We start from the raw sequence: 26282 nt of genomic DNA, 5'->3' as shown, positions 1-26282 counted from the left end.
ACGTTGGTCGTAAGTTGGCAGTTTTGCTTTGACACCCAGCCGAATGGTCACTAGCCTTCGCTTATTGGATTTTACCGGCAACACTCCGACGTAACAGGCGCGATAGCACGGCAGCGTTCATAACCGCTTAGCAATTAGCAGTTCAGCACTCAACAACAATGAATGTTTGGAGATAACGTCATGACAGCGATTTGGCGCAACACGCTTACCTTAGTTGGTGCAACCACCCTTACTTTTGGCATGGCGCATGCCCAAAGCCCCGAGCTTTCCGACCCGCCGGCCATTGAAGGGGATGTCGTGGCGGACCACGGGAGCCATACGCTTCGCATGGGCATTGGCCTTTCTGAAACCTCTCCGCAGTTTCTCTCTAGCCAATACTTTGGCGAGATTCTAGAGCAGCGTACCGAAGGCCGTATCACGGTCAACGTGTTCCCCAACAGCCAGTTGGGCGACGATGTTCAGATGATGGAAATGCTGCAGACCGGCACGCTGGATATGACGTACCCATCTAGCTCCGCAACCACAGGCTATGTGCAAGCGCTGTCGGCGTCCGACCTACCGTTCCTGCTGCCCAGCCGTGAAGCCGCCATTGCAGTGATGCAGAGCGACGTTGCCCAAGAGATGCTAGATGGCTTTGAAGGCACTGGCTTAAAGGCCTCACTTTCTCTGAAAACGGCTACCGCCAGCTCTCTAACAGCGCGCGCCCCGTTGAAACGCCAGAACATGTCGCAGGCCAGGATGTTCGCGGTTTGAGCGTACGTACCATGAAGACCCCGGTGCCCCTGGCGATTTGGGAAGCATTAGGTGCTAACCCCACGCCGATGGCGTTTGGTGAGCTGTTCTCTGCCCTAGAGCAGGGCGTGGTCGATGGCCAGGAAAACCCCTGGAGCACCATCCTGACCTCTAACTTCAACGAAGTTCAGGATTCCGGCCCCGAAACCCGCCACGTCTACACACCGTTCATCATGATGCTTTCCGAGCGTACCTGGGACCGTATGGCCACCCGAGTACCAAGAGCTGGTGCTGGAAGCCGCGCGTCAATCCGCCGAGTACGAAATTCAACTCTCTGCTGAGTATGACGACTGGTCCCGTGAGCAGTTAGAAGCCCGCGGTATGCAGATCACTCGCTTGATCGATGAGCAACTGGCCGCGTTCCAAGACGCCGTGCAGCCCGTTTATGAAGAGTGGGCGCCGCGCATTGGCGAAGATCTGATCGCTGAAATTCAACAGATCGTTGAAGATGCTAGCAACTAATACGCACCATTAAGCGCGCCATCGGGCAGGCCATTGTGCCTGCCCGACTTGTCAGTGCCCCTGGAGTTCTTATGACATCCTCCTCAACACCTCCCAACGCTGAATCCTCTTTGAGAGCGCCTACGATTGAAGATCCGTCGGTCTATTTAGACGACCCCAATCGCAAGCTGCTGGAAATTGATACTGAAACGCGTCAAGGCCCCGCGCTGTTTCGCTGGTTAACGCTTGGCATGGAGTATTTGATCGGCGCCATTTTAGTGGCGCTGATTGTGGCGGTGTCCAGCAATGTGGTGGGCCGTTCGCTATTTAACCACTCGCTGCCTTGGGTCGATGAGCTGGCGCGCATGCTGTTTATTTGGCTGGTGTTTATTGGTGCGGCCGCTGCGTTTGCTCGCTATGAGCATATTGCCGTGGACGCACTGGTGCGGCGTTTGCCGCTACGTCTAGCGCATATGCTCTACTGCCTGCAGCACTTGATTATTACTGGCCTGATGTTGGTCATGGTATTTGGCGGCTATCAAGTGCTGTCACGCTCCAGCGGGCGCTCTGCGATTATGGGCGTGCCCTTGAGCCTCGTGAGTCTTTCCCTAGTGCTGTGCGTCATCTTTATTGCCGCCGTCTCGCTTTGGCGGGTATGGATGAGCGTACGCGTGATTGTTCAACCACACGGCCAGTCGGCTGACGCGCAAGGGGAGTGATCACCATGCTGTGGATTTTCCTAGCCATTTTATTAGTGTCGATTGTGATCGGCTTGCCCATCGCGTTTGGTTTGGGAGTGGCGGCGCTGGTCATGGCGGTGCTCTCAGATATTCCGCTCTCGATCATGATTGAGCAGTCTATTCGTGGGGTGAACAGCTTCCCGCTGTTGGCCATTCCGTTCTTTATTTTGGTTGGGGAAGTAATGAGTAACGGCGGCATTGCGCGTCGTTTGATGGAGCTTGCGGGGGCGCTGGTCGGCTTTATGCGTGGCGGCCTGGGCCAAGTGGCCATTACCGGGTCTATGTTTTTCGGCGGTATCAGCGGCTCTGCCGTTGCCGATACGGCGGCCACCGGCTCGCTGATGATTCCTTCCATGAAGCAGCAGGGCTATACCGCGGCCAACGCCACGGCCATCAATACGGTCTCATCGGTGATCGGGATTATTATTCCGCCTTCTATTCCGCTGATTCTGTACGGCATCGTCACCGAAACCTCCATCAGCCGCCTGTTCATTTCCGGCATTGTGCCTGGGCTACTGATTGGCGCTGCCCTGATGGTCACCACCTATATTCTGGCCAATAAGCAGGGCGGCGGCGTGCGCCAGTTCCGCTGGGACGTGCTGTGGAAAGCCTTTAAAGACGCCTGGCTGGCCCTGGTGTTACCGGTGATTGTCATTGGCGGTATTATTGGCGGCGTGTTCACCGCCACAGAAGCGGCGGTCGCGGCACTGCTTTACTCGCTGGCGATTTCACTGCTGGTTTACCGCGAGTTCAAGCTCAGCGAACTCATGGGTATGCTGATTCTTACCGCCAGGCTGACCGGGATGGTAATGATGCTGTTGGCCTTTGCCACCGTTATTGCGTGGTTCTTGACCATCAATATGGTTCCGCAAACGTTGGTACGTCAGGTACAGGCGATTACCCAGGAGCCGTTCCTTCTGCTGCTGATTGTGGCGGCACTGTTGCTGCTGGCGGGCTTTGTAATGGACCTCACGCCGGCCATGGTGATCATGGCACCCATGCTGGCCCCTATCGTCGCATCGGTCGGCGTGGATGCCGCTTACTTTGGCGTGCTGATGGCCTTCATTCTGGGGATTGGGCTACTCACGCCGCCGGTGGGCACCTGTCTTTACGTGGGCTGTGGCGTGGGTAAAGTCTCCATGGAGTCTTTGGTCAAGGCCATGTTGCCTTATTATGCCGCGCTGCTTGTGGTGCTGGTGCTGCTCATCGCCTTCCCAAGCATCGTGACTTGGTTGCCCGACCTCACCGCCGTGCGCGGTAACTGATAGGAGCCGCGTGTGACGACTGATTCAAATCATAACGGCTCATATCGCATTCTCGTCATGGGGGTGTCAGGTTCGGGGAAGTCGCATATTGGTCAGCAGCTAGCGGCCAGTATGGAAGCCACCTTTATTGATGGCGATGACCACCACTCGCCAGCCAACGTAGCCAAGATGGCCAGCGGTACACCGCTGAACGACGATGACCGTCGCGACTGGCTAGCAACCCTGGCTGGGCTATTTGCCGTGTATAAGGCGCGGGATGAGTCGGTGGTGATTGCCTGCTCTGGCCTGAAACGGCGCTACCGCGACCGCCTTCGGGAAGGAGATAGCGCCTTGCGTATTCTTTACCTAGAAGGCACGCATGGGCTGCTGCGCGAGCGCTTAGAAACTCGTGCCGGGCACTTCTTTAAGGGCGACAGTATGTTAGCCAGCCAGCTAGCCGACCTAGAACCACCGGCAGCAGATGAGGCGGTGACGCTCTCCATCAGCCTAACACCGGCGGTGATCGTCGAGCGTTTTAGCGCCACGCTGGTACCCGAACAGCGCCGCTCATTAGGCTAAAGGGAGGGATAGGCGACGGGCTCTACTATTCGTTTTGGGAGGGCCCCGGTGCCACCCATCGTACAAGGCAGCAACGCCATTGAAGAAAAAACGCCCTACATTACAAGATATTGCTGATCGCGTTGGTGCTACCAAAATGACCGTCAGCCGCTGTTTGCGCGACCCGGAAACGGTGTCTGAAGGGCTTCGTGAGCGTATCTTTAGTATCGCCGAACAGATTGGCTACATCCCCAACCGCGCCCAAGACCTGTTATCCCGCGCTACCAGCCACTCAATCGGTGTGCTGGTGCCCTCGCTGACCAACCAAGTATTTGCTGATGTCATAGTTGGTATCGAAGCCTATACCGAGCCAGCAGGCTACCACCTAATGCTTTCCCACTACGGCTACAGCCAGGAGCTGGAGGAGCGCAGCCTTGCCTCGCTGCTGTCGTATAACGTTGATGGTGTGATTCTGTCCGACCGTGACCATACGCCGCGTAGCCTGCGCATGCTGGAAACCGCCGGCATTCCGATTGTCGAGATCATGGACACTCCCCGCCCGCCGCTGCAGCAAGCGGTGGGCTACGATAACGTCCGCGCCGCCTACGATATGGTCAGCGAGATGATCCGGCGTGGTCGTCGCCAAGTTATCTACTTGGCTGTGCGTTTGGATAAACGTACCCGCCAGCGTGAGCTGGGCTATCGTCAAGCCATGCAAGCACAGGGGTTGGCCCCGGTGACGCTGCAGAGCAGTCAGCGCTCCTCCTATACCGGAGGCGCCGCACTGATGCAGGAAATTCAGCGTAACTACCCCGAAGCAGACGGCATTTTCTGCACCAATGATGACGTTGCCGTGGGCGCTTACTTTGAGTGCCAGCGCCAGGGCATTCATGTGCCGGAACAGATGGCGATTGCCGGGTTCCACGGCCACGATGTTGGTCAGGCAATGACGCCCCGCCTTGCCAGCGTTGTCACACCCCGTAAGGCAATTGGTGAAGCCGCCGCAAAGGCCCTGCTGGCACGGATCCGTGGCCAAGCGCTGGAGCAGAAAGTGGTGGATTTGGGGTATCGTATCGAAGCGGGTAAAACGCTATAGCGCCCATCCTAAAAACTGTTTGGCTGCTTACGATAACCTCGTTAGGCTAGCGTTTTATCCTGCTATGCCCGAGAACGCGTGAGGCCGCTGTGAAAATTACTCAATTAACGGTTTATCCGGTGAAATCCCTCCAGGGGATTGATGTGACCCAAAGTGAAATTCATGCCCATGGCCTCGCCTGGGACCGCCGTTGGATGCTGGTGGATTCCCACCAGCGCTTTGTCACCCAGCGCCAATTGCCCGCCCTAGCCACCGTGTCGGTTGCACTAACCCCTGATTCCCTCGTGCTTTCTCATCCCGCCGTTGCGCGTATTTCTATCTCCTTAGAAGAGCCCCAGGGCAACTTACGGCTGGTCTCGGTATGGGGCGATCACTGTAAAGCCCTGCCGGAGAGCGAAGTGGTGTCCGAGTGGCTGGGACGCGCCTTTGGCGAGCAGGCCAAGGGCATCAGCCTAGTGCGCTTTGCCACCACGTTCACCCGTGCGGGGGAAGAGGACTTTCTGGCAGGTGGCGAAGCCCACACTTATTTTGCCGATGGCTACCCCTTTTTGATCACCACCACCGGTTCGCTAGATGCCTTAAATCAAGCGCTGGTAGAGACTGGGCATACGCCGGTACCCATGAACCGTTTTCGTCCTAACATCGTGGTGGAGTGTGATGACGCTTGGGAAGAGGATCGCTGGGCAACGCTGGCTGCAGAGGGATACCAGCTAACTCTGCGGAAACCTTGCCAACGCTGCAAAATCACCACTGTTAGCCAGAGAACGGGCACTATTCCCACCCAGGCCGAGCCACTAAAAACGCTCTTGGCGCTGAATACCCAGCCCCACTTAAAAGGTGCGCATTTTGGTCAAAATGCCACCTTAGCAGCAGGGGATGGCAGCGTTATTCGTGTGGGGGACGTGGTGTCGGCAACGCCCCGCGAGGCCTGAATCGCAGCAGCTTAGTAGCAATCGCGGTTCCCAGCAGGGTAATCACCATGCCCGTGACGACCTGTAGGCTCAGCGTTTCATCCAGTAGCAAATAGCCCCACAGCAGCGCGCTAACGGGTACCAAGAAGGTCACCGTCGAGGTGGCGGTGGCTCCAGCGCTTGCTAGCAAACCAAAGTAGAGCAGAAACGCCAGTGTGGTGCTGAGCATGGCCAGCGCCAGCGCATTTCCCCAAGCCAGCGTGCTAACAGGCTCGCTTGGCCATAGCAGCACGCCGGGAATCAGTAGTACCAGCGCCGACATGGCGCTCCTGCCAGCCGCCAACACCCGTGTAGGCAAGTGGCTCAGCCGTGTTTTAGAGTAGTTGCCCGCAATGCCATAACAGAACGTGGCGCCTAACACGGCAATAATAAACCAGCCGTCGCCGCCTAAGCCGAAGTCCAGCCGATTCGCTGAGAGCACATACACGCCAAGCAGCGCTAGCGCTACCCCCACGTACTGCTGGCGCTGCACCGGCGTGGCAAAAAAGGCGGCCCCTAACAGCGCGGTGAAAATCGGCGTAGTGGCATTAACAGTGACGTAAACCCCGCCTCTAGGCGCGTGGTTGCCAGCGCTAGGAGCGAGAAGGGCAGCACATGGTTAACGATACCCAGCAGCAACAGTGGCCCCTTGTGCTGCCAGATCAGACGCAAGGAGCGCAGGCTCAGTAGCAGCGGCACCAGCAGCAAGGCACCAATGCCCATACGCACTAACACCAGTGGCACTGCGCCAAACTCAGGTGCTGCCACGCGCATGAATATAAACGACAGTCCCCATAAAGATGAAAGCAATAAAAGACGCAGCGCATCGGCTGATGACATGGTCTGTCCTTACGTAGATAACCGTAGTGTTAAGTGGTCGTCAGCTTAGCGATAAAGTGACAAAAAGCGAAGTGGGCACACGAAGTGGAGGCGAGTTTGTCAATATTAGTTATAGCACTAATTTAACATTGAGGCCTATGGTAGGAGTCTCTACTGTCCCTGACATTCGTAAAATTGCATTTGATGACCCGTTAAGGAAATGCCGTGGATCTCGCAACGCTGATTGGCTTGGTAGGAGCTGCCGTACTGGTAGGTGCCTCTGTCATTATGGGGACCTCGCCCGAAGTATTTATGAATGCTACCGGGCTACTGCTGGTTGTTGGCGGAAGCCTTTTTGTCGTTTTGGCTAAGTTCAGCATCACGCAGTTTAAGTTTGCGTTTAAAGCGGCGGCGCGGGCGTTTAAATTTCAGTTACCCAGTATTCAAGAGAGTATTGAAGAGCTGGTGGAGCTCTCCAAGATTGCCCGCCGGGAAGGCATGATTGCCTTAGAGAGCCGGGAAGTGAACTCTCCGTTTTTGAAAAAAGGTCTGCAAATGTTGGCTGATGGATTTAGTGCTGACATGATTAAAGAGATGATGGAGAAGGAACGGCTATTAACGCTGGAACGTAACGAGGCGAGTGGCCAAGTCTTCTCTGCACTTGGCGAAGTTTCTCCTGCTATGGGGATGATTGGTACGCTGGTGGGGCTTGTACAGATGCTCTCCAATATGGGCGACCCTTCTCTCATTGGTCCTGCTATGGCGGTCGCGCTACTGACCACACTATATGGGGCGATGATTGCCACCATGATTGCCACTCCACTAGCAGACAAGCTTTGGGTGCGAATGAGGCAGGAAGCCAAGATGCAGGAGCTGTGGATTGATGCGCTCATGGCCATCAAAGGCGATAAGAACCCTCGGGGGCTTTAGCAAATGCTAACGATTTATCTTCCCCCCGAACACCGTAGCGAAGAGGGCAGTGAAGAGCGCACCGCAGCAGGCAAACAGGGATAAACCATGGCGCAGAAACAGACCAATATTCCCGCCTGGATGGTGACCTACGCCGATCTAATGTCGCTTTTGTTATGCTTTTTTGTCCTGCTGCTCTCATTTGCTGAAATCGATGCCCAGAAGTTTCGCCGCGTGGCGGATGAGCTTTCAAAAGCCTTCGGGGTGCAGCGGGATATCGAAGCCATGCAGGTGCCGATGGGCACCAGCGCGACGCTGCAACACTTCTCTCCCGCAACGCCGGACCGCACCTTGATTGAAGAAGTACGCCAGCGCACGATGCAACAGCAGCCACAGCTTGAGTCGATGCGGAACATGCTGGAAACCCAGCAGCGACAGCGCAGCCTGCAGGTTGCCAGCAGCGTAGAGGCACTTTTGGAGTCTTCTCTGCCCGACGGCGTGGCAGAGATTGAGATTGATGAGTTTCGTGTGGTAGTACGGATTGCTGAAAACGGCACTTTTGGATCTGGGACCGCCACGGTCACCCCCGCTTTTTCCAGCCTGTTACAGGAGCTTGCCGTACTGCTGGGTGATTTAACCGGCACAGTGTCTATTGATGGGCACACCGATAACGTACCTATTCGCACTGCTCAGTTTCGCAGTAATTGGGACTTATCTGCGATGCGTGCCGCTTCAGTGGCGAACGTACTGGCTGAGACTGGCGAAATGTCACCAGAACGGCTATTGATTCAAGGGTTTGCCGAAACCCGGCCGCTTGCTTCTAACGATACCCCTGAAGGACGCGCGGCGAACCGTCGAGTGGAACTCACGATTGACGCCAGCGCCCCCTTTGAAGAGCGCGGAGAGCGCTCCCTTGATGCGTTGCAGGTCTCATCTGCTGAGCCTTCCCTACCGGTTATTGCGACAACGTCGCCATGATTTAGTAGCGTCAATAGAATCAGTGCACAGAATCAGCTACGCTGAGTGGGCACGGAACGCATATCTGCGTTTCCCCTGTGATAAGCCAACTAGCCTAGGAAAGGAGAACAGAATGGATAGTAAAGCAAGCGCACACTGGGAAGGTGGTCTTAAAGATGGGCAAGGTAAGGTTGCTACAGAGAGTGGTGTTCTGGATGCAGACTACTCTTTCAAGCAGCGTTTTGAAGGCGCGCCGGGTACCAATCCCGAAGAGCTCATCGGTGCGGCTCACGCCAGCTGTTTCTCCATGGCCCTTTCGATGATTCTGGGTGAGAAAGGCTACACTGCCGATTCTATTGATACCCAGGCGCGAGTAACGCTGTCGCAAAGCGACGCAGGTTTTGATATTTCCAGCATCCATTTGGATGTGGAAGCAAGCGTCAGTGGTGCCGACGAAGCTGCTTTCCAAGAAGCCGCTGAAACCGCTAAGGACAACTGCCCGGTATCTAAAGTGCTCAACGCTGACATTACCATGTCAGCCAAGCTTAAAGGTTAATACGTCAGGCGCTGTTACATGGCAGCGCCTTGCAGTTTTAATAAGCTATATCAAAAGGGCCTTGCCGATTGGCAAGGCCCTTGTTCTGTGAGCAAAAACTACGTAGTTTTTACTGTGTGGATTTTTGCTGATTAGTGCAACTTACTCCGGCTTGTCGTTAACGTTCTCTTCGCTGTTATTAAGCTCAGTATCGCGCTCTGTAGTAAGGTCATCGCCGCGCTTGTACTCTTGAGCTTCCTGCAGGGCTTCTTCAGAGGCGTTAACGGAAATCACATAGTCTTCACCGTTTTCATCTTTAGTGAGTTCAAGTGACTCCCATTCGATGGCGACATTTTTTTCGCCCATCCCCAGGAAGCCACCAACACCCACGACCACGGCATTAATTTTGCCGTCTTCATCGATAATCAGGTCATTGATGGTGCCAATATCTTCATCGTTTTCAACGCTACTGCGAACCTGGTTGCCCGTCAGTGAATCAGAGTGAAAAGTGTTTTCCGGCGCATGGGTAAGGTAAGACGCTTCCATACCCGTGCTGTTCTCATTGGCCTGGGCGATACCTGCGGTGGCCATCATAGCCGGAATAATCAGCGTGCTGAGAAAAGTCGGTTTCATCGTTATTGCTCCTTGCGTGTTGATGAAGAGGGCTAGCCGTGCTCCTGTTAATCCCTAAATAACCTAATAGCGATAATGTAACGGCAGGCTGATGTTACGCACGACGACTCCTTTGTACTCCGAGTTGGCCCTGCACTTCGCTGTGCAAGGACACTTCTCAAGGTAGGGGTTGAAGCGTGTTTTGCAACGTACATAGCGAATTCTTAACTAAAATCAACGATGTGAGAAAGCTGCTTTTTAGCTTACTGCGACAGTCTGGCGAGTTGATCCGTAGCCTGCTACTGGGCATATTCGTACCAACATGGCTCACCAATCGTAGCGTGAGCCGCATAAAAAGGAGAACGCATGACCCTGATTGCACACGTAATGCCGTTTCAGCAGTTTAAACAGCACTTAGCAAGCGGTGTGGTGGCGCTAAGCACTTGGCTAATGGCAACGGGCGCGCTAGCTAGCGAAGCCGAGCTGCCGAAAGGACACTTTTTACTGCCTGACGCGGGCAATATGGTGGGCGAGGTCTATACCGTCACCGCCAGCGAAGAGGATACGCTGCTGGACATTGCCCGGGAGCACAACGTGGGCTACGAAGAAATTCGCATGGCCAATCCTGATACCAGTATCTGGGTGCCGGGCGAAGGCACTGAAGTGACGATTCCCAGCCAATTTATTCTGCCCGATGAACCCCGCACCGGCATTGTGATTAACGTTGCCGAGCTGCGTATGTACTACTACCCCGAGGTAGAGGATGGCGAAGCACCCCGAGTAGAAACCTATCCTATCGGCATTGGGCGCGACGCTTACAATACGCCGCTGGGTATTACCGAAACCACCATGCGCCTTGAAAATCCGGCCTGGTATCCACCTGAGTCCATTCGCCGAGAGGCAGCCGAGCGCGGCGACGCACCTCCTGCCGTGGTCCCGCCTGGCCCTGATAACCCGTTGGGGCAATACGCTATTTTGCTGGATATCCCCGGCTATTTGATTCACGAACGAACCAACCAGACGGTATCGGCATGCGCGCCAGCCGTGGCTGTATTCGCATGCACCCTGAGGATATCGAGTCGGTGTTCTGGCGCGTGCCGGTGGGCACACAGGTGAACATCATCGATGCGCCGATCAAGCTGGGTTGGGGAGCCGACGGCGAGGTCTACATTCAGGCCTTCACGGCGACCGATGATCAGGCGTTTGGCATGGATAAGCTCTTGAGCGTGGTGAGTCTGATCGAAGAGCACGAAGGCGAAGGTCGCGCGAACTATGAGCAGGTCAGTCGCGTGTTAGAAGAGGCTAACGGCCAGATTGTGCCGTTAAGCTAACCCTTGCCTAAGTGGAGACAGGCAGTAGCGTAGGCACCAATGACAGCGCTACTGCCTGGCGCACCAGCTCCGCCACATTAGCTGCCCCCATCGCCTTCATCGCACGCAGCCGATATACCTCAACCGTTTTGGCGCTAATACCCATATGGTCGGCGATCTCGCGGTTCGTCATCCCCTCTGCGACGTGAACAACAATGCGCTGCTCTTTCGGGCGCAGCGCCTCAAAGCAGGCTTTTAGCTGCGCTATCGCCTGCTGACGCTGGTGCTGCTGTTCGGCACTGTTTAGTGCCTGCTGCACGACTTCGATCAGCTGCTGATGATTAAACGGCTTCTCGATAAACTCAAACGCACCGTTTTTCAGCGCCGCCACCGCCATGGGCACATCGCCGTGCCCTGTCATCATAATGATCGGCAGGTAAGCGTGCTGGTCGACTAGCTGCTGCTGCACCTGCAGCCCGCTCATCCCCGGCATGCGAATATCTAACAGCAGTGCGCCAAAGGCGTTATGGGCGGTGGCTAAAAGGCATCACCGCTGGCAAAGGCATGAGTGGTTAACCCCACCGATTCCAACAGCCACACCAGCGATTCCCGCAGGGCGTCATCGTCGTCGACCACCGCAATGACGCTGGGAGGTGGTGAAGTGTGAGTAGACGAGGGCATTAGGCAATCGGTCTCCGTTCGCAGTGACACGTCAAAACAGGCACCTTTAGCGCTGTCGGCGCGCAGGGAGAGGGCGCCTCCCATACTTTCCATGAGAGTGCGGCTAATGGCCAGCCCCATGCCGAGCCCTTCATCGCGGGTGGTAAAGAAGGCGTCGAAAATCGTTTGCTGGTGCGCTTGTTCCACCCCCGGCCCCTCGTCCTCAACGCGTAGTGTGATCTGGCGCTGGCCGCTTCGCCGGGCGCTCATGCAGACAACCTTGGCGTCGTTCACTCGGCGGCTAGCGGTCAGCGCGTTCAACAGTAAGTTCACGATGACCTGCTCCAGCGCAATTGGGTCGGCGTAGATACGCGGTAGCGTATCGGGCACGCGTACCACTAGCTCAATCGATGCTTGCTGATACTGCCACTCACAGAGCCGACAGGCGGCCGCGATGACGTCCGCCAGCACCAGCGGTCGCACTTGGTGGCTACGCTTACGTACAAAGCTGCGCAGGTGGCGCAGACGCTGGGCGAGGCGCTGTACTTGCTCGTCAATGCGCTCCAGCGGAAGCTGTAGCTCGCTGGCGAGCAGTGTGGGCTGCTGGCACTTTAACAGCGCGCCGCTGGTGTAGTTGGCAATAGCGCCTAAGGGTTGATTCAGCTCGTGGGCGATATTGGAGGCAAGCTCCCGCGCAGCGGCTAGCCGGTTAGCATGGGCAATCTGCTCTTGGTTGCGACGCGCCTGGGCCTCGGCGGCTTTGCGGGCGCTAATATCGCGATTCACCAAGGCAAAGTGGGCAGGCTCGGCCCCCCGGCTGCGGTGGGCCAGTACCACACTGAGCACCGGCACGCTTCCGCTTGCGGTGCGCATTTCCAGCTCGCCACTCCATGAGCCGTAACGCTCCACGGCGGGAAATACTACCTCAACTAACAACCGCAGCGACTCGGCTTGGTATAGCTCCTGAGCGCAGTGGACGCTTCGTTTGGCAAGGCAAAGCAGCGGCGAGCGGCTTCGTTAGCACTGAATACCCGCCTGTTTGGCCCTAAAAACAGCACGTAGTCGGTGGTGGATTCAACCACCTGCGCCAAACGCTCGCGAGTCGCTCCGGCCTCAATGCGACGCCCAACGTCTCGGGAGACGCACAGGATATCGATCAATTCGCCGGTCTCGGCATCCCGCCGGGTGCGGCTGGTGGTTTCAAACCATACATAATGGCCTGCTTTGGCGCGGAAACGGTAGGTTTGCTGATAGAAACCGTCGTGGTAATACACCCGTGGCGACTTGTTGAGCAGTTCGTTCAAATCGGCTGGGTGAAACAGCTGATACGCGGAGACACCGATGAGCTCGTCGGGTTCATAGCCCAGCAGCTCCCGCGCGGCCTGAGAGGGGCATACAAAAACGCGCCGTCTCGGGCGTGGCGAGAGATCAGATCCGTGTTGCTCTCGGCTAGCCACTGATAGTGGCGCTTTTCCTCCTCGAGTGTGGCGTTGCGCGCTTCTTAGGTGGCCACTTTTGCTGCGAGGGCTGCCTCTCTCTTATTGCTCATAAATTAGCGGGCAGGATCTAATACGCCGCCCATTGATGCGTTGCGGCGGAACCAGCCCGCAATGCTAGCGCGAGGCTGGCGGGTGGGCAGGACTTCGTGGGGAATGGTTTCCGATAAAAAGCAGGCAAACGTACCGGCTTCGGGCACCACGCGGGCCACTTCCAGGGCTGGGTCATCTGGATGGTAAATCACCATTTCACCGCCGCCGTCGCTCGGCCAGTCGGGGTTTAAGTAGCCAACGGTGGAAATCACGCGGTTGGCCCGCCCGCGAAAGCTGTCCAAGTGGCGCTGGTAGAAGGCTCCGGCAGGGTAGTGAGCAAAGTGGGCTTCGTACTCAAACAGGCCAAGAAATAGCGGTTGGTTGAGAGACTGCTGTAGCTCTGCCATAGCATCCAGGTAGCGGCGCTGAGCGTCGCTCTCTCGGTCTAGCCAATGGATAGCATCACCCCGGATATCTTTACGTAAGTGGAGCTGCTGGCCTCGGCCGATGCCGGCCTCATCCAGCGCGTCGTGTTCGGCGAGGTGGTGGATCTCGCGGTGCAGCGCTTGACACAGAGCCGAGTCGATCACCCCTTTCCCCACATACCAACCTTGTTCCACCAGCGCGTCGACCAGCTCCAAATGGGCTTGCGGGTCAAGAGCGGGAGAGTCCAGTTCAGATAAAGCGATCATTTCGTGATTCTCGTAACGGGCGCGCGTTCGGCTGTGGCCGAGCGACTGCTTGTGGGGGTGCGTCGTTCGGGGTAGTGGCGTAAAGCACCGGGTGGGCGCTGATAAAGGTCAATGTTCATACCAAACCCTTCCGCCAACAGCTCGACCAGCATCATCGCAGACAGCCCCCAAATAATGTGGCCATCTACCTGATAGCTGGGCACATAGTGGGCAACGCCATCGACGGTAATCACGTCGGTATGGGTGCGCTGGTCATCTAAAAAGTGGCTGAGAGGGACTTCAAAAATGGCGTCCAGCTCCGCTGGGTCCGCCACCACCGGTAGATCCGGAGGAATAATACCCACCCAGGGCGTTACGCGAATGCCGTGCAGCGAAATCACGTCCGACAGCCGCCCTAAGGGTTGTACCAGCCCCGGGGCTAGCGCAATCTCTTCTTCTGCTTCCCGCAGCGCTGTGGCGTATAGATCAGCGTCACCCGGTTCACGTTTACCGCCAGGAAAAGCGACTTGGCCACGGTGGGTATTCAAGTGGCTGGCCCGGCGAGTAAACAGTAGTGTGGGGGCAGGTCGCTCAACAATCGGCATGAGCACGGCAGCTTCCGGCAGTGCTACATGGTCTAGCCGTTGAGGGGTATGCTGTTGCAGCTGTTTGCGCAGTTTCTCTAACATAGGAGTCTATTTACTTTGCTCTCTTTTACCCAGCCACGGTGAGCATCGTCAAGCACGTTGATGCCTCGACCCACCAGCCGTAGAGAAAATGCGATGAACTTTTGTAGTCAGTGTGGTGAGAAAGTCCGGTTTGCCGTTCCCGAAGGTGACGACCGCCCCCGCTATTTATGCGACGGCTGTGGCACGATCCACTACCAAAACCCTCGCATTGTGGCGGGCACGCTGCCGGTCAGTGGCTCCAAAGTGCTGCTCTGCAAGCGAGCAATCTCACCCCGAAAAGGCTACTGGACGTTACCGGCGGGGTATATGGAAAACGCCGAAACCACCCAGCAGGCTGCCACGCGAGAAACCTGGGAAGAGGCGGTTGCCGAGGTCACTTTAGGCGGTCTATACACGCTGATTGATCTACCGCATATCAACCAAGTGTATATGATTTTTTTGCCGACTTGATAGGTGGCTTTGGCCCCGGGCCAGAGAGCTTGGAAGTGGCGCTGTTTGAGGAGCACGAGATCCCTTGGGATGCGCTGGCTTTTCCTACCATTGAGCGCACGCTGCGCCACTACTTTGCCGACCGTGAAAACGCTGTGTATCCGCTGCATATCAGCAAAATCACGCCTGAAGATCGCGAGCGCTATGTAGGTAGCGCCTAGCTTTTTCTATAGGTCGGCAAGCTGCCATACGTCGTAGGCGACTTCTTCATAAGGGTGCGCCAGCTTGAGCGCGGCAATGGCAGCTTGAATATGTTCGTCGGCGCAGACCAGCTCGACTTTGAACTCCTCAACGGTTTCCAGCTTACCGATCTGACCAATATGTGGCTCTGCACCATCGAGAGGACGAAACTGACCAGTACCACGCGTTTGAAAGCAGGTGTGCTCGTAATCGCCAATCCGCCCCGCGCCGGTTTCAAATACGGCGTTTTTAACGCTTTCAGCACTTTCAATGGGAACAAAAAATGCGAGCTTATACATAATCAGAGGCCTCCCTTGGGTAATGACGTAACGCTGTACTGCCAATGTTAGCGGATAGCACACTACTGGTCTTGGCGCAGGCTTTGTATGATGACGTTTTTCAATATAAGCGGCGAACCAACCCATGGATAAGTTTGAAGTAAAGCTTGATCAAGCCGCGAGGGCTGCCTGGATGTCCTATGTGGGTGGGATGACACAAGACGAAATTGCCACCCAGCTTGGCGTTTCCAGGCCCGGCGTGCAGCGTTTGCTGGCGCTGGCGCGGCAAGAGGGGCTGGTAAAAGTGCATATCGACCACCCCATCTCAACCTGTATGGCGCTGGGCAGCGCGTTGCGCGAGCGCTTTCAGCTCCCCTCCTGCGATGTGGTGCCTGCGGACACCCAAGCCCCCGAAAGCGGCGCGTACTATCTGGCCGTGGCAGGAGCTGAACGCATTGCGCGGCTGGTGGAGCGCAGCGAGCCGCTGACGCTCTCGCTGGGTACCGGGCGCTCGGTGCGCGCAGCGGTGGAAGCGCTAAGCCGTGTGGAGCGGCCACAGCATCGCTTTGTCTCGCTGGTGGGCAACGTGGCAAGGGATGGCTCCGCTAACCGTTATGATGCGGTAATGGTGCTGGCGGATAAAACCGGTGGAGAACGCTTTTTGTTGCCTGCCCCCGTGGTGGCGGAGTCGCTTGCGGAAAAAGAGGCCATGCTCTCACAGCGCTTGTTCAAAGCGATTGCCGATGTGGCGAGAGAGTCAGAGGCTGCCTTTATCGGGATTGGTCGTATTGACCGCCAAGCCACGCTTTTCCAAGACCACTTCATTAGCGAAAGCGAGCTGGATGAACTGCTGGGCCGCGAAGCGGTGGGGGAGCTACTAGGGTGGCCGCTGAATCGGCGTGGGGAGGTGATTGATTGCTCGATTACCCGGCGTGTTACCAGCCTGCCGCTGGAGCGTTTTGGGAAGCGCCTCATGGTGGGGCTTGCCGGTGGCCGGGATAAAGCGCCTGCCATCTTAGCCGCGCTGCGCGGTGGCTGGCTGAAGGGGTTGATTACCGAGGAAATTGCGGCCAGACATATCGTTGCAGCCATTGAATGAACGCTGGCTTCGCAGCTGCAATATGCAAGTAATTGAATAAATTAGCGTAAAGTCTAACGCTCCAGGCTTTGCTTTTTTTTGGCTTGCATACGATCATTTGTTCGGTTGATGATCAATAAGATCAAGGCAACAACAATGCCAATATTTGCCAAGAGGAGTGCTGTATGCGTCTCGCGCGTCATTTGCCCGTCACGACCCTAGCGGCTGCCATTGCGCTGGCTGGTCAAGCCCAGGCTCAAACTGAGCTCACCGTCGCGACGGTGAACAATAATGACATGGTCATTATGCAGAGCCTGACCGATGCCTTTGAGCAAGCGCACCCGGATATCACGCTGGACTGGGTGGTGCTTGAGGAGAACGTGCTGCGTCAGCGCATGACCACGGATATTGCCACCGGCGGTGGGCAGTTTGACGTGATGACCATCGGCACTTATGAAGTGCCCATTTGGGCGGAAAGGGGCTGGGTTGAGCCGCTGACAGCCTGCCCGATGACTACAACGAAGACGACCTGCTGGCATCGGTACGCGACGGCTTAAGCCTGGACGGCACGCTGCACGCCCTGCCGTTCTATGCGGAAAGCTCGATGATGTATTACCGCACCGATCTGTTTGAGCAGGCTGGTATTGAGATGCCCGAGCAGCCCACCTGGAACACAGGTGCGTGACTGGGCCGAACAGCTCCATGGTAGCGAAGAGGGCCTTGCGGGTATCTGTTTGCGAGGCAAGCCGGGCTGGGGCGAGAACATGGCCTTTGTCTCGACGCTGGTGAACACCTTCGGCGGCCGCTGGTTTGATGAGCAGTGGAACCCGGAGCTGAACTCTGAGGCGTGGAATAACGCGATTTCGTTCTACGTAGACCTGCTCAGCAACTACGGCCCGCCAGGCGCCAGCTCCAACGGCTTTAACGAGAACCTCGCGCTCTTCTCACGCGGTAACTGCGCCATGTGGGTCGATGCTACCTCGGCGGCAGGCAAGCTCTACGATGAGAGCGAATCCGACGTAGCCGGTACGCTTGGCTTTGCACCCGCGCCCATCGCGGAAACTCCCAAAGGTTCCCACTGGCTGTGGTCTTGGGCACTGGCTATCCCAGCCTCCTCTGAGCATAAAGAGGCAGCTCAAGCGTTCATTACCTGGGCTACTTCTGAAGAGTATATCGAGCTTGTCGGTGAGACTAACGGCTGGACCAGCGTACCGCCGGGTACTCGTGAATCCACCTACGCTAACGAGCAGTACACCTCAGCTGCTCCGATTGCTGGCTTCGTACTTAACGCCATTAAAGAGGCCGACCCCGCCGACTCTAGCCTGGAGCCGAACCCCTATGTGGGCGTGCAGTTTGTGGGTATTCCTGAGTTCCAATCGATTGGCACTCAGGTAGGCCAAACCATTGCGGCGGCGCTGACCGGCGATACGTCGGTTGAGCAGGCGCTAGATAGCGCCCAGCGTGCTACTGAGCGCACGATGCAGCGGGCGGGCTACATCGAACGTTAATGCACTCCTGCGCCTGCCCGGCCACGGGCAGGCGTTTTCGGTGGTTCTCGCAGGTCTGTTTTCTTGCAGGTATTTCCATGAATAGAACACGTGCTTCTGGCCGTACGGTCGGCGGGCTGAGAACGCTTTCGCTTCAAGCGCCCGCCGTAACGCTGCTCCTGCTCTGGATGATTGTGCCCCTAGGCATGACCATCTGGTTCTCTTTCCAGCGTTACAACTTACTGATGCCCGAGATGACCGGCTTCGCCGGGCTGGAAAACTATGAGTACCTGCTGACCGACCCCGCGCTATGGTCGGCCATGGGCACCACGCTGCTGCTGGTGGGGTGGGTGCTGGTGATTACCGTGGTGGGCGGTACGCTCTTAGCGGTTCTGTTTCAACAGGATTTTGCCGGGCCGGGCATTGCCCGCGTATTGGCGATCTCTCCCTTCTTTGTCATGCCAACGGTGAGCGCGCTGGTATGGAAAAACATGATGATGCACCCCTCTAACGGGGTGTTGGCGTGGTTAGCACAGTCGCTGGGGCTTCCTGCGCTGGACTGGTTCTCATCGCTACCGCTGACCTCCATCATCATCATCGTCTCGTGGCAGTGGCTGCCGTTTGCGCTACTGATTCTGCTGACGGCGATGCAATCGCTGGATGAAGACCAAGTGGAAGCCGCACGGATGGATGGCGCGGGGCCGCTGGCGATTTTCTTCTTTATCACGCTACCGCACCTAAAGCGGGCGATTAGCGTGGTGATCATGATTGAAATGATCTTCCTGCTGACGATTTTTGCCGAGATCTTTGTCACTACCTCCGGAGGGCCTGGGCTCGCCACCACCAACTTGGCTTATTTGATCTACATCCAAGCGCTGCTGGATTTCGATGTGGGCATGGCCTCGGCGGGTGGGGTAATTGCCATCATTTTTGCCCATATCGTCGCGATTTTCCTTGTCCGTATGGTCGCTAAGAACTTAGAAGACTGACCCCGGCACCAGGGCGTCTTGGGAGCATTTCAATGACAACTCATCGTAATAGCGCACCAGCACATACTCGCTCGTTGCCCATCCGGCAACTGGTATTGACCCTGTTGGGCTGGTCGATCGCGCTGATTATCTTTTTCCCTATCCTGTGGATGGTGCTGACCGGTTTTAAAACCGAGTCGGCGGCGATAGCCGACCCCCGCTTTATCTTTTCGCCCACGCTGGAAAGCTATCAGGAGGTGCAGGCACGCTCGGGCTATGCCCGTTTCGCGCTGAACAGCATCGCGGTGGCGTTTGGCTCTACGTTTTTAGCGCTGCTCATCGCTATTCCTTCGGCCTATGCCATGGCTTTTTTGCCCACTAAGCGCACCAAGGGCACGCTACTGTGGATGCTCTCCACCAAAATGCTGCCGCCGGTGGGTGTTCTGGTGCCTATCTACCTGATTTTCCGCGATGTCGGGCTGCTGGACACCCGTACCGGGCTGATCATTATTTATACCTTGATGAACCTGCCCATCGTGGTGTGGATGCTCTACACCTTCTTTAAAGATATGCCCAAAGACATTCTCGAAGCGGGCCGGATGGACGGTGCCTCCACTCTGCAGGAAGTGTTCTTCCTGCTACTGCCGCTGACCCTGCCAGGGATTGCGTCGACCGGGCTGCTCTCGGTGATTTTGAGCTGGAACGAAGCGTTCTGGAGTCTCAACCTCACCTCGTCGAAAGCCGCGCCGTTGACCGCCTACATTGCCTCGTTCTCAAGCCCCGAAGGGCTGTTCTGGGCCAAGCTGTCGGCGGCATCTACCATGGCCATCGCCCCCATCCTAATCCTCGGCTGGATGACCCAAAAACAAATGGTGCGCGGCCTGACCTTTGGCGCCGTCAAGTAAAGGAGTTCCCCATGGCAACCTTACAACTCAAGAACATTACTAAGCAGTTTGGCGACACCAAGGTCATCAAGGGCATTGATCTCGACGTTAACGATCGTGAGTTCGTGGTGTTCGTTGGCCCCTCGGGCTGCGGTAAATCCACGCTGATGCGCATGATTGCGGGCCTGGAGAGCGCCAGCGACGGCGATATTCTCATCGATGGCAAGCGCATGAACGAGGTGGGCCCCGCCGACCGCGGTTTGGCGATGGTGTTTCAAAGCTACGCGCTGTACCCGCACATGACCGTTGAGGGCAACATGGGCTTCAGCATGCGCTTGGCTGGGGTGCCCAAAGAGGAGCGCCGCGCCAAGGTGCTGGAAGCTGCCAAGATCCTTCAGCTTGAGCCGCTGCTGGATCGCAAGCCCAAAGCGCTGTCCGGCGGGCAGCGCCAGCGGGTGGCGATTGGCCGAGCGATTGTGCGCAACCCCATCATCTTCCTGTTCGACGAGCCGCTCTCCAACCTAGACGCGGCGTTGCGGGTGCAGATGCGTATCGAGCTGGCGCGGCTGCATGAAGAGCTGGATGCCACGATGATTTACGTGACCCACGACCAGATAGAAGCCATGACCATGGCCGATAAAATCGTCGTACTACACGATGGCGTGGTGGAGCAGGTGGGTTCGCCCATGGCGCTCTACCACCACCCGCGTAACCGCTTTGTGGCAGGCTTTATCGGCTCGCCCAAGATGAATTTCTTCAGCGTCGAACAGCAGTCCATTGGCGATGATGGCGTCACCGTGCGCCTGCCCGGCGGGCGGCCCTGCACGATCCCTGTGGCGGGTGAACAGCTCGCCAGCGATGAAGCGCTGGAGCTGGGTATTCGTCCTGAGCATCTACAGCTGGATGAAAACGGCCCGCTGAGTGGGCAGATTAAAGTGTTGGAGCGCTTAGGCGGGCAGAACTCGCTGTACGTGCAGATGGGCGAGCTACTGATCACCATCATGGCCGATGGCGACGTGGCCTATCGGGTGAACGATACCGTGCAGTTTGGCTTGGCCGCGGAGCGTGCTCACCTGTTCGACGCCCAAGGATTGGCGCTAGAGAGCCTGTCACAGCACCCGCTGGCGAGCCTGACCCGCCAGGATAACCGTGCGGCGACTGAGCCTGCTGCGCCAGGGGCGCAGGTATGAAAGCGCTGATTTTTGATTGTGACGGCGTCCTGGTGGATAGCGAAGCCCTGGCAGAAGAGACCCTGGAAACTCACCTTGGGCAGTGGCTGCCGGATCTGGATATTCCCACGCTGCTCAGCCAAGCCCTGGGCATGACGACCGCCGACATCCTTAAGCACTTGGCGCAGTTAAGCCGCCCTCATCTGCCGCCCGATGCCTCCGAGCGGGTCGATAGCGCCATAGAAGCGCGTCTGGCACGAGAACTTACCGCGATTGCAGGGGTTCACGACGCCGTTAGTAGTCTCGATTTACCTAAGGGCGTGGTCTCCAACAGTCGCCGCTGCCGCGGATTGGCATCGCTTGCAACAACGCAGTTGGAAGAGGCGTTGGGCGATGTGCCGATTTTCACGGCCGAGCAGGTCGATAACCCTAAACCGGACCCGGCGATTTACCGCTTGGCGGCGCATGAGCTTGGCTGCCCGCCCAGCCGCTGCCTAGTGGTTGAGGATAGCGTGGCGGGCGTTACCGCTGCCCATGCCGCCGGCATGCGGGTGATTGGTTTTTGGGCGCCAGCCATATCGACGACGAGCAGCCAAACCGCCTGCTCGCGGCGGGTGCTTGGCGAATTTTGCCTCATATGCGCGGGCTCCGCGCCTTAGTGGACGAGTGGCAATTACATCTGCAAGGACAAGATAACAATGAAACTGCTCAATAAACGTGCCGTGATTACTGGCGGTGCCCGTGGCATCGGACTCGCCATTGTCCAGCGCTATTTGGCCGAAGGGGCCAGTGTCGTGGTGGCCGATATCGATGCCAAGGCCATCGAAGACGCACTCACCACGCTGCAGCAGGATGCCAGCGCCGAGCGGGTCAGGGGCGTGGTGCTGAACGTGTGCGACCAAGGCTCTATCGATGCCATGGTGGAGAGCGTCACCGAGCGCTTTGGTGGCATTGATATTTTGGTCAATAACGCGGCGGTGTTCGATATGGCGCCGGTTCTGGAAGTGACCCAGGCCAGCTTCGACAAACAGTTTGCGGTGAACACCAAAGGCATGTTTTTCACCCTGCAGGCCGTGGCCCGCGCCATGGTGGCTCAAGGTCAGGGAGGCAAAATTATCAATATGGCCTCTCAGGCGGGCCGGCGTGGCGAACCGATAGTGAGTGTTTACTGCGCCAGCAAAGCCGCCGTGATTAGCCTGACCCAGTCCTGCGGGCTCGATTTGATCAAACACCGCATTAACGTCAACGGCATTGCCCCCGGTGTGGTGGATACCCCGATGTGGGAAGAGGTCGATGCACTGTTTGCCCGTTTTGAGAACCGCCCGCTGGGCGAGAAAAAGCGATTGGTGGGCGAGGCGGTGCCCTATGGCCGCATGGGGCTGCCGGAAGATCACACCGGCGCCGCTGTGTTTCTTGCCAGCCAGGATAGCGATTACGTCGTCCCCCAGACGCTCAACGTCGATGGCGGCAACTGGATGAGCTAAGACGCCCATGAGCCCTGATCTTGTTTCGTTAAGCCACCAACTGCTGGATGCCGCCGAAGGCAAGTCGCGCTTTATGGTTGCCCTGGCGGGGCCGCCGGGGGCCGGAAAATCCTACCGCAGCGCGCTGCTCTGTGAAGCGATTAATCAACTGCGCCCAGGGCACGCGGCAGTGGTGCCGATGGATGGCTACCACTTCGATAACGCCGTTCTAGGCGATGAACAGCTGCCTGTGAAAGGTGCGCCGCACACCTTCGATGTGGAGGGCTTGCATCACGATTTAATGCGCATCCGTCGGGCGGATAAGCCAGTGGCTGTGCCGGTCTTTGATCGGCCGCTGGACCTTGCCCGTGCCGGTGGGCGGTTAATTACCCCCGCGCATCGCATTGTGCTTGTGGAAGGCAATTATCTGCTATTGAACCAAGATCCGTGGCGTTCACTGCACGCGCTGTTCGACTGGACGCTAATGATCGACGTCGATGATGACGTGCTCGTAGAGCGGTTGGTGAACCGCTGGCTCTGTATGGGCCAAGACCACAGCGGCGCGCTTGAGCGCACCCACCAAAAAGACATGCTGAACGCCGCGCTGGTAAAAACCAGCAGCGTGCCACCTGACCAGCGCTGGCGCTAGGACGCGCTTGCCCAGCCAATAACCCGGAGAGTGACGATGACCCAGCTTAATAACCACAATGTGGGTTCCCTCAGCGCGGCGGTTGAGACGCCGACCTATGATCGTCAGGCCGTGACGCCTGGCATCGTCCATATTGGCGTCGGTGGTTTTCATCGTGCCCATCAGGCGATGTACTTAGATGCGCTGATGAACCAAGGCGAAGCGCTGGATTGGGGCATTGTAGGCGTGGGGGTCATGCCCGGCGACAAACGCATGCAGCAGGCCCTCGCCGCACAAGACTACCTTTACACCCTCGTGGTCAAGCACCCTGACGGTGAGTATCAGCCTCGGGTGATTGGCAGCATGGTGAACTACCTGTTTGCCCCGGAAGACCCCGAGGCGGTCATCGAAACCATGGCCGACCCTGCCATCAAAATTGTCTCGCTCACCGTTACGGAGGGCGGCTACAACTTTCATCCGGTGTGCGGAGAATTCAACCTGGACGCCCCCCAGGTGCGCGACGATCTCGCCCACCCTGAGCGCCCCTCCACCAGCTTTGGCTTGGTGGTGGAAGCCCTGGTACGCCGCCGGGCACGGGGTATTGCGCCGTTTACGGTGATGTCCTGCGATAACATTCAAGGCAACGGCGATGTCGCCAAGCGCATGTTCAGCGCCTATGCCCGCGCCCGCAGTGCGGAGCTGGGCGACTGGCTAGCCGCTGAGGTGGCGTTCCCCAACGCCATGGTGGACCGCATCACGCCGGTGACCGCGCCCACGGATATCGAAGAGCTCTCCCAGCGCTTTGGCGTTGAAGATGCCTGGCCCGTGGTGTGCGAGCCCTTTACCCAGTGGGTGCTGGAAGATCACTTCCCCTTGGGCCGCCCGGCGTTCGAGAAGGTCGGCGTGCAGGTTGTCGAGGATGTCGAGCCGTACGAACTCATGAAGCTGCGCCTGCTCAATGCCAGCCATCAGGCGCTGACCTACTTTGGCTATTTGGCGGGCTACCGCTACGCCCATGAAGTGTGCCAAGACCCGCTGTTTGTCGAGTTCTTGCTCGGCTACATGCGCGAAGAGGGCACACCGACGCTGCCCCCCGTACCGGGGGTGGATTTAGAAACCTACCGGCTGACGCTGATTGAACGCTTTGCGAACCCGCAAATCAGAGACACCTTGGCGCGGCTGTGCGCCGAAAGCTCGGATCGCATTCCTAAATGGTTACTGCCGGTGATTCGCCAGCAGCTTGCCCAGGGTGGTGAGATTGAGCGCAGCGCCGCCGTGGTGGCCAGCTGGGCACGCTACGCCGAAGGGGTCAATGAGCAGGGTCAGACCATGGAGATCGTGGACCGTTTGCGCGAGCCGTTAATGGCCATTGCCGCCAATAACCGCACCCATCCAGCGGCCTTCGTGGAAAACCGCGAGCTGTTTGGCGACTTGGTGGACCAGCCTCGCTTCCTTAACGCCTACCTGGAGGCGCTGAAGTCGCTGCATGAACGAGGCGCACGGGCTACTCTTGAGGCTCTGGTCGCGTCCAAAGGAACGTTGTGATGTATATCGGGGTGGATTGCGGTACGCAAAGTACCAAAGTCGTGGTGGTGGATGTAGAACGGGGCGTCATTCTGGGCGAAGGCAGCCGCCCGCACCGCCTGGATGAAGGGGAGCATGGCCGCCGGGAGCAGGCACCCGCGGAGTGGCTGGCGGCGCTCAAAGGCGCGTTCTTTCAAGCGATTGAGCGCGCCGGGATCGATGCCAAGCAGGTGCGCGGTATTGGTGTGTCTGGCCAGCAACACGGCATGGTGGCACTCGATGCCGATGGCGTGCCGGTGTATCCCGCCAAGCTGTGGTGCGATACCGAAACCAGCGCTCAAAATAGCGCGTTGGTGGAAACGCTGGGGGGCGAGGCGGGCTGCCTGGAGAAGCTGGGCCTGGTGCTGCAAACGGGCTATACCGCCTCAAAAGTGGCCTGGCTACGCGAGCATCAACCGGATGCCTACCAGCGTATTGCTACGCTCTTGCTGCCCCATGACTACCTGAATTTCTGGCTGACTGGCGAACGGGTTACCGAGGCAGGCGACGCCTCGGGCACCGGTTACTTTGATACCCGCGCCCAGTGCTGGCAGAAAGAGGTGTTTGCTGCCATTGCGCCGGAGCTCGACCCTGACCGTGTACTGCCTCGGATCATTGACGCCCATGAACCCGCTGGCCGCGTGCGCCCGTTAGTGGCTCAGGAGCTGGGGCTAGGCGATAACGGGGTGGTCTCCTCGGGCGGTGGCGACAACATGATGGGGGCGATTGGCACCGGCAATATTACCCATGGGCTGGTCACGCTCAGTTTGGGCACTTCCGGCACGGTGTGTGCTTACTCACCTAATTCGGTGGTGTGTGACAGCGCCATGGTGGCGAATTTTTGCGCCAGCCACGGGGGGTGGCTGCCGCTGATCTGTACCATGAACGTGACCTCGGCAACGACTCGCGTGCGTGAGCTGTTTGGGTTGGACTTGGCTACCTTTGGCGAACAGGTCGCCAGCGCCCCGATTGGTGCCGAGGGCGTCACCGTGCTGCCGTTCTTCAACGGCGAACGGGTGCCCATGCTGCCCGATGCCACCGGCGATTTTCTCGGGTTGACCAGCCTGAATATGACCCAGGCCAACCTCTGTCGAGGCGTGATGGAGGGCGCGACCTTTGGCCTACGCTATGGGCTGGAGCTGCTAGGCGAGCTAGCCGCGGGCACCAGCCAGATTCGACTGATTGGCGGCGGGGCGAAAAGCCCGGTGTGGCGGCAAATGGTCGCTGATATTACCAACACCCAGGGGATTTGCCCCGAGATTACCGATGCCGCCGCGCTAGGGGCAGCCATTCAAGCGGCCTGGTGCGATCTACAGCCCGAGGGCGTTAGCCTAGCATCGCTCTGCGAGCGCCTGGTGCATCTGGATGCGGCCTCGCTGGCGGAGCCTGATGCCGAGCGTGTGGCCGCCTATGAAGGGGCCTATCAGCGCTATTTGGCCGCGCTAGGGCAGCGCCATACGCTGTAACCACCCATTGCCTCCATGGCCGATTGCCTTGTACCGTGATCCACTCAACCACGGTAACGCTGTGGTGAATGCCATGGAGGCTAGCTTACTGGATTGCCCCTAAAAAAGTAGACACCT

General features: G+C 57.7%; 25 protein-coding genes and 5 pseudogenes. 22 read left to right on the top strand and 8 right to left on the bottom strand.

All coding sequences use genetic code 11. The annotated features are described in order from the left end of the window. Positions 1–162 precede the first annotated feature (162 nt). The 7 genes and pseudogenes from B4967_RS21155 to B4967_RS01000 all read left to right on the top strand — a co-directional run bounded on the left by B4967_RS21155 (position 163) and on the right by B4967_RS01000 (position 5803). Positions 163–1073 (top strand): annotated as a pseudogene (locus tag B4967_RS21155) (DctP family TRAP transporter solute-binding subunit). Beyond that, positions 1021–1254 (top strand): type 2 periplasmic-binding domain-containing protein, encoded by a 234-nt coding sequence (locus B4967_RS19975; protein WP_279384624.1) that lies wholly within the window; start codon positions 1021–1023, stop codon positions 1252–1254. Before B4967_RS21155 ends, B4967_RS19975 begins: the two are co-directional and overlap by 53 nt. 71 nt (positions 1255–1325) lie before the next feature. Continuing rightward, on the top strand, positions 1326–1952 hold the full coding sequence (locus B4967_RS01020) for a TRAP transporter small permease (RefSeq protein WP_083023067.1): 627 nt from the start codon (positions 1326–1328) through the stop codon (positions 1950–1952). A gap of 5 nt (positions 1953–1957) precedes the next feature. Then, positions 1958–3238, top strand: coding sequence for a TRAP transporter large permease (locus B4967_RS01015; RefSeq protein ID WP_083023116.1), 1281 nt, complete (start codon positions 1958–1960; stop codon positions 3236–3238). 57 nt (positions 3239–3295) lie between these two features. Beyond that, positions 3296–3796 carry a gluconokinase gene (locus tag B4967_RS01010; RefSeq protein ID WP_083023115.1) on the top strand — a complete coding sequence of 167 codons (501 nt, stop codon included), beginning with the start codon at positions 3296–3298 and terminating at the stop codon, positions 3794–3796. Positions 3797–3875: 79 nt separating this feature from the next. Beyond that, complete coding sequence (gene gntR / locus B4967_RS01005) at positions 3876–4871, top strand: gluconate operon transcriptional repressor GntR (RefSeq protein WP_083023065.1); 996 nt, start codon at positions 3876–3878, stop codon at positions 4869–4871. Between the two features lie 89 nt (positions 4872–4960). Beyond that, a complete protein-coding gene (locus B4967_RS01000; protein WP_083023064.1) occupies positions 4961–5803 on the top strand; it encodes an MOSC domain-containing protein in 843 nt (280 codons plus the stop codon). On the opposite strand, the pseudogene B4967_RS20590 reads toward B4967_RS01000, so the two are convergent. Continuing rightward, positions 5757–6661: pseudogene (locus B4967_RS20590) on the bottom strand (DMT family transporter). The gene B4967_RS01000 and the pseudogene B4967_RS20590 overlap by 47 nt on opposite strands. Before the next feature lie 204 nt (positions 6662–6865). On the opposite strand from B4967_RS20590, the gene B4967_RS00990 reads away from it, so the two are divergent. The 3 genes from B4967_RS00990 to B4967_RS00980 all read left to right on the top strand — a co-directional run bounded on the left by B4967_RS00990 (position 6866) and on the right by B4967_RS00980 (position 9062). Then, positions 6866–7570, top strand: a complete 705-nt coding sequence (locus B4967_RS00990) for a MotA/TolQ/ExbB proton channel family protein (RefSeq protein ID WP_083023062.1) — start codon at positions 6866–6868, stop codon at positions 7568–7570. Between the two features lie 87 nt (positions 7571–7657). Continuing rightward, a complete protein-coding gene (locus B4967_RS00985) occupies positions 7658–8527 on the top strand; it encodes a flagellar motor protein MotB (protein ID WP_083023060.1) in 870 nt (289 codons plus the stop codon). A 112-nt stretch (positions 8528–8639) separates the two neighbouring features. Beyond that, positions 8640–9062, top strand: a complete 423-nt coding sequence (locus B4967_RS00980; protein WP_083023057.1) for an OsmC family protein — start codon at positions 8640–8642, stop codon at positions 9060–9062. A 141-nt stretch (positions 9063–9203) separates the two neighbouring features. Here B4967_RS00980 and B4967_RS00975 read toward each other — a convergent pair whose 3' ends face one another. Continuing rightward, a complete protein-coding gene (locus B4967_RS00975) occupies positions 9204–9674 on the bottom strand; it encodes a PRC-barrel domain-containing protein (protein WP_083023055.1) in 471 nt (156 codons plus the stop codon). 366 nt (positions 9675–10040) lie between these two features. On the opposite strand from B4967_RS00975, the pseudogene B4967_RS00970 reads away from it, so the two are divergent. Beyond that, positions 10041–10984: pseudogene (locus B4967_RS00970) on the top strand (L,D-transpeptidase family protein). A 7-nt stretch (positions 10985–10991) separates the two neighbouring features. Here the strand turns inward: B4967_RS00970 and B4967_RS00965 are convergent. The 5 genes from B4967_RS00965 to B4967_RS00950 form a co-directional block, all read right to left on the bottom strand. Then, a complete protein-coding gene (locus B4967_RS00965; protein WP_243470254.1) occupies positions 10992–11456 on the bottom strand; it encodes a response regulator transcription factor in 465 nt (154 codons plus the stop codon). Between the two features lie 44 nt (positions 11457–11500). Continuing rightward, positions 11501–12559, bottom strand: coding sequence for a sensor histidine kinase (locus B4967_RS18535; RefSeq protein ID WP_243470253.1), 1059 nt, complete (start codon positions 12557–12559; stop codon positions 11501–11503). Further along, on the bottom strand, positions 12553–13080 hold the full coding sequence (locus B4967_RS18530; RefSeq protein WP_243470252.1) for a PAS domain-containing protein: 528 nt from the start codon (positions 13078–13080) through the stop codon (positions 12553–12555). Before B4967_RS18530 ends, B4967_RS18535 begins: the two co-directional genes overlap by 7 nt. A 95-nt stretch (positions 13081–13175) precedes the next feature. After that, positions 13176–13844, bottom strand: coding sequence for a 2OG-Fe(II) oxygenase (locus B4967_RS00955; protein WP_083023054.1), 669 nt, complete (start codon positions 13842–13844; stop codon positions 13176–13178). Then, positions 13841–14512: a CoA pyrophosphatase gene (locus B4967_RS00950; protein ID WP_083023052.1), complete on the bottom strand. Its 672-nt coding sequence runs from the start codon at positions 14510–14512 to the stop codon at positions 13841–13843. Before B4967_RS00950 ends, B4967_RS00955 begins: the two co-directional genes overlap by 4 nt. A 93-nt stretch (positions 14513–14605) precedes the next feature. On the opposite strand from B4967_RS00950, the pseudogene B4967_RS00945 reads away from it, so the two are divergent. After that, positions 14606–15162 (top strand): annotated as a pseudogene (locus B4967_RS00945) (NUDIX hydrolase). A gap of 6 nt (positions 15163–15168) precedes the next feature. Here B4967_RS00945 and B4967_RS00940 read toward each other — a convergent pair. Next, entirely contained in the window at positions 15169–15480 is a 312-nt protein-coding gene (locus B4967_RS00940) for a YqfO family protein (protein WP_044627897.1), read from the bottom strand. 124 nt (positions 15481–15604) lie between these two features. Here B4967_RS00940 and B4967_RS00935 point away from each other — a divergent pair, with 124 nt between their 5' ends. The 10 genes and pseudogenes from B4967_RS00935 to xylB all read left to right on the top strand — a co-directional run bounded on the left by B4967_RS00935 (position 15605) and on the right by xylB (position 26165). Then, the gene (locus B4967_RS00935; RefSeq protein ID WP_083023050.1) at positions 15605–16558 is read left to right on the top strand and encodes a sugar-binding transcriptional regulator; all 954 of its coding nucleotides are present in this window, start codon (positions 15605–15607) and stop codon (positions 16556–16558) included. Between the two features lie 164 nt (positions 16559–16722). After that, positions 16723–18045 (top strand): annotated as a pseudogene (locus B4967_RS00930) (ABC transporter substrate-binding protein). Positions 18046–18122: 77 nt separating this feature from the next. Continuing rightward, positions 18123–19013, top strand: coding sequence for a carbohydrate ABC transporter permease (locus B4967_RS00925; protein WP_083023048.1), 891 nt, complete (start codon positions 18123–18125; stop codon positions 19011–19013). Between the two features lie 32 nt (positions 19014–19045). Continuing rightward, a complete protein-coding gene (locus B4967_RS00920) occupies positions 19046–19897 on the top strand; it encodes a carbohydrate ABC transporter permease (RefSeq protein ID WP_083023047.1) in 852 nt (283 codons plus the stop codon). Between the two features lie 11 nt (positions 19898–19908). After that, positions 19909–21066 carry an ABC transporter ATP-binding protein gene (locus B4967_RS00915; RefSeq protein ID WP_083023045.1) on the top strand — a complete coding sequence of 386 codons (1158 nt, stop codon included), beginning with the start codon at positions 19909–19911 and terminating at the stop codon, positions 21064–21066. Next, a complete protein-coding gene (locus tag B4967_RS00910; protein WP_340638658.1) occupies positions 21063–21704 on the top strand; it encodes an HAD family hydrolase in 642 nt (213 codons plus the stop codon). Before B4967_RS00915 ends, B4967_RS00910 begins: the two co-directional genes overlap by 4 nt. A 39-nt stretch (positions 21705–21743) precedes the next feature. Then, positions 21744–22529, top strand: coding sequence for an L-iditol 2-dehydrogenase (locus tag B4967_RS00905; protein ID WP_083023043.1), 786 nt, complete (start codon positions 21744–21746; stop codon positions 22527–22529). 7 nt (positions 22530–22536) lie between these two features. Further along, positions 22537–23157 carry a nucleoside/nucleotide kinase family protein gene (locus tag B4967_RS00900; protein ID WP_083023042.1) on the top strand — a complete coding sequence of 207 codons (621 nt, stop codon included), beginning with the start codon at positions 22537–22539 and terminating at the stop codon, positions 23155–23157. Positions 23158–23193: 36 nt separating this feature from the next. Then, positions 23194–24681 (top strand): mannitol dehydrogenase family protein, encoded by a 1488-nt coding sequence (locus tag B4967_RS00895; protein WP_083023040.1) that lies wholly within the window; start codon positions 23194–23196, stop codon positions 24679–24681. Next, positions 24681–26165 (top strand): xylulokinase, encoded by a 1485-nt coding sequence (gene xylB / locus B4967_RS00890; protein ID WP_083023038.1) that lies wholly within the window; start codon positions 24681–24683, stop codon positions 26163–26165. Before B4967_RS00895 ends, xylB begins: the two co-directional genes overlap by 1 nt. The last annotated feature ends 117 nt before the right edge of the window (positions 26166–26282 follow it).

This window comes from Vreelandella lionensis (genome assembly GCF_002087295.1).
Lineage (GTDB): Bacteria > Pseudomonadota > Gammaproteobacteria > Pseudomonadales > Halomonadaceae > Vreelandella > Vreelandella lionensis.
The sequence above is the reverse complement of the archived record's forward strand: the minus strand, read 5'-3'. Positions and strand labels throughout refer to the sequence as shown.

Coding starts and splice junctions, on each gene's coding strand:
- B4967_RS00910 (WP_340638658.1), top strand. CDS start 21,063: ATGAAAGCGCTGATTTTTGATTGTGACGGCGTCCTGGTGGATAGCGAA.
- B4967_RS00965 (WP_243470254.1), bottom strand. CDS start 11,456: ATGCCGGGGATGAGCGGGCTGCAGGTGCAGCAGCAGCTAGTCGACCAG.
- B4967_RS00905 (WP_083023043.1), top strand. CDS start 21,744: ATGAAACTGCTCAATAAACGTGCCGTGATTACTGGCGGTGCCCGTGGC.
- B4967_RS00935 (WP_083023050.1), top strand. CDS start 15,605: ATGGATAAGTTTGAAGTAAAGCTTGATCAAGCCGCGAGGGCTGCCTGG.
- B4967_RS00950 (WP_083023052.1), bottom strand. CDS start 14,512: ATGTTAGAGAAACTGCGCAAACAGCTGCAACAGCATACCCCTCAACGG.
- B4967_RS00975 (WP_083023055.1), bottom strand. CDS start 9,674: ATGAAACCGACTTTTCTCAGCACGCTGATTATTCCGGCTATGATGGCC.
- xylB (WP_083023038.1), top strand. CDS start 24,681: ATGTATATCGGGGTGGATTGCGGTACGCAAAGTACCAAAGTCGTGGTG.
- B4967_RS00925 (WP_083023048.1), top strand. CDS start 18,123: ATGAATAGAACACGTGCTTCTGGCCGTACGGTCGGCGGGCTGAGAACG.
- B4967_RS00900 (WP_083023042.1), top strand. CDS start 22,537: ATGAGCCCTGATCTTGTTTCGTTAAGCCACCAACTGCTGGATGCCGCC.
- B4967_RS01010 (WP_083023115.1), top strand. CDS start 3,296: ATGGGGGTGTCAGGTTCGGGGAAGTCGCATATTGGTCAGCAGCTAGCG.
- B4967_RS00985 (WP_083023060.1), top strand. CDS start 7,658: ATGGCGCAGAAACAGACCAATATTCCCGCCTGGATGGTGACCTACGCC.
- B4967_RS00955 (WP_083023054.1), bottom strand. CDS start 13,844: ATGATCGCTTTATCTGAACTGGACTCTCCCGCTCTTGACCCGCAAGCC.
- B4967_RS01015 (WP_083023116.1), top strand. CDS start 1,958: ATGCTGTGGATTTTCCTAGCCATTTTATTAGTGTCGATTGTGATCGGC.
- B4967_RS00895 (WP_083023040.1), top strand. CDS start 23,194: ATGACCCAGCTTAATAACCACAATGTGGGTTCCCTCAGCGCGGCGGTT.
- B4967_RS00915 (WP_083023045.1), top strand. CDS start 19,909: ATGGCAACCTTACAACTCAAGAACATTACTAAGCAGTTTGGCGACACC.
- B4967_RS01020 (WP_083023067.1), top strand. CDS start 1,326: ATGACATCCTCCTCAACACCTCCCAACGCTGAATCCTCTTTGAGAGCG.
- B4967_RS00940 (WP_044627897.1), bottom strand. CDS start 15,480: ATGTATAAGCTCGCATTTTTTGTTCCCATTGAAAGTGCTGAAAGCGTT.
- B4967_RS00920 (WP_083023047.1), top strand. CDS start 19,046: ATGACAACTCATCGTAATAGCGCACCAGCACATACTCGCTCGTTGCCC.
- B4967_RS00980 (WP_083023057.1), top strand. CDS start 8,640: ATGGATAGTAAAGCAAGCGCACACTGGGAAGGTGGTCTTAAAGATGGG.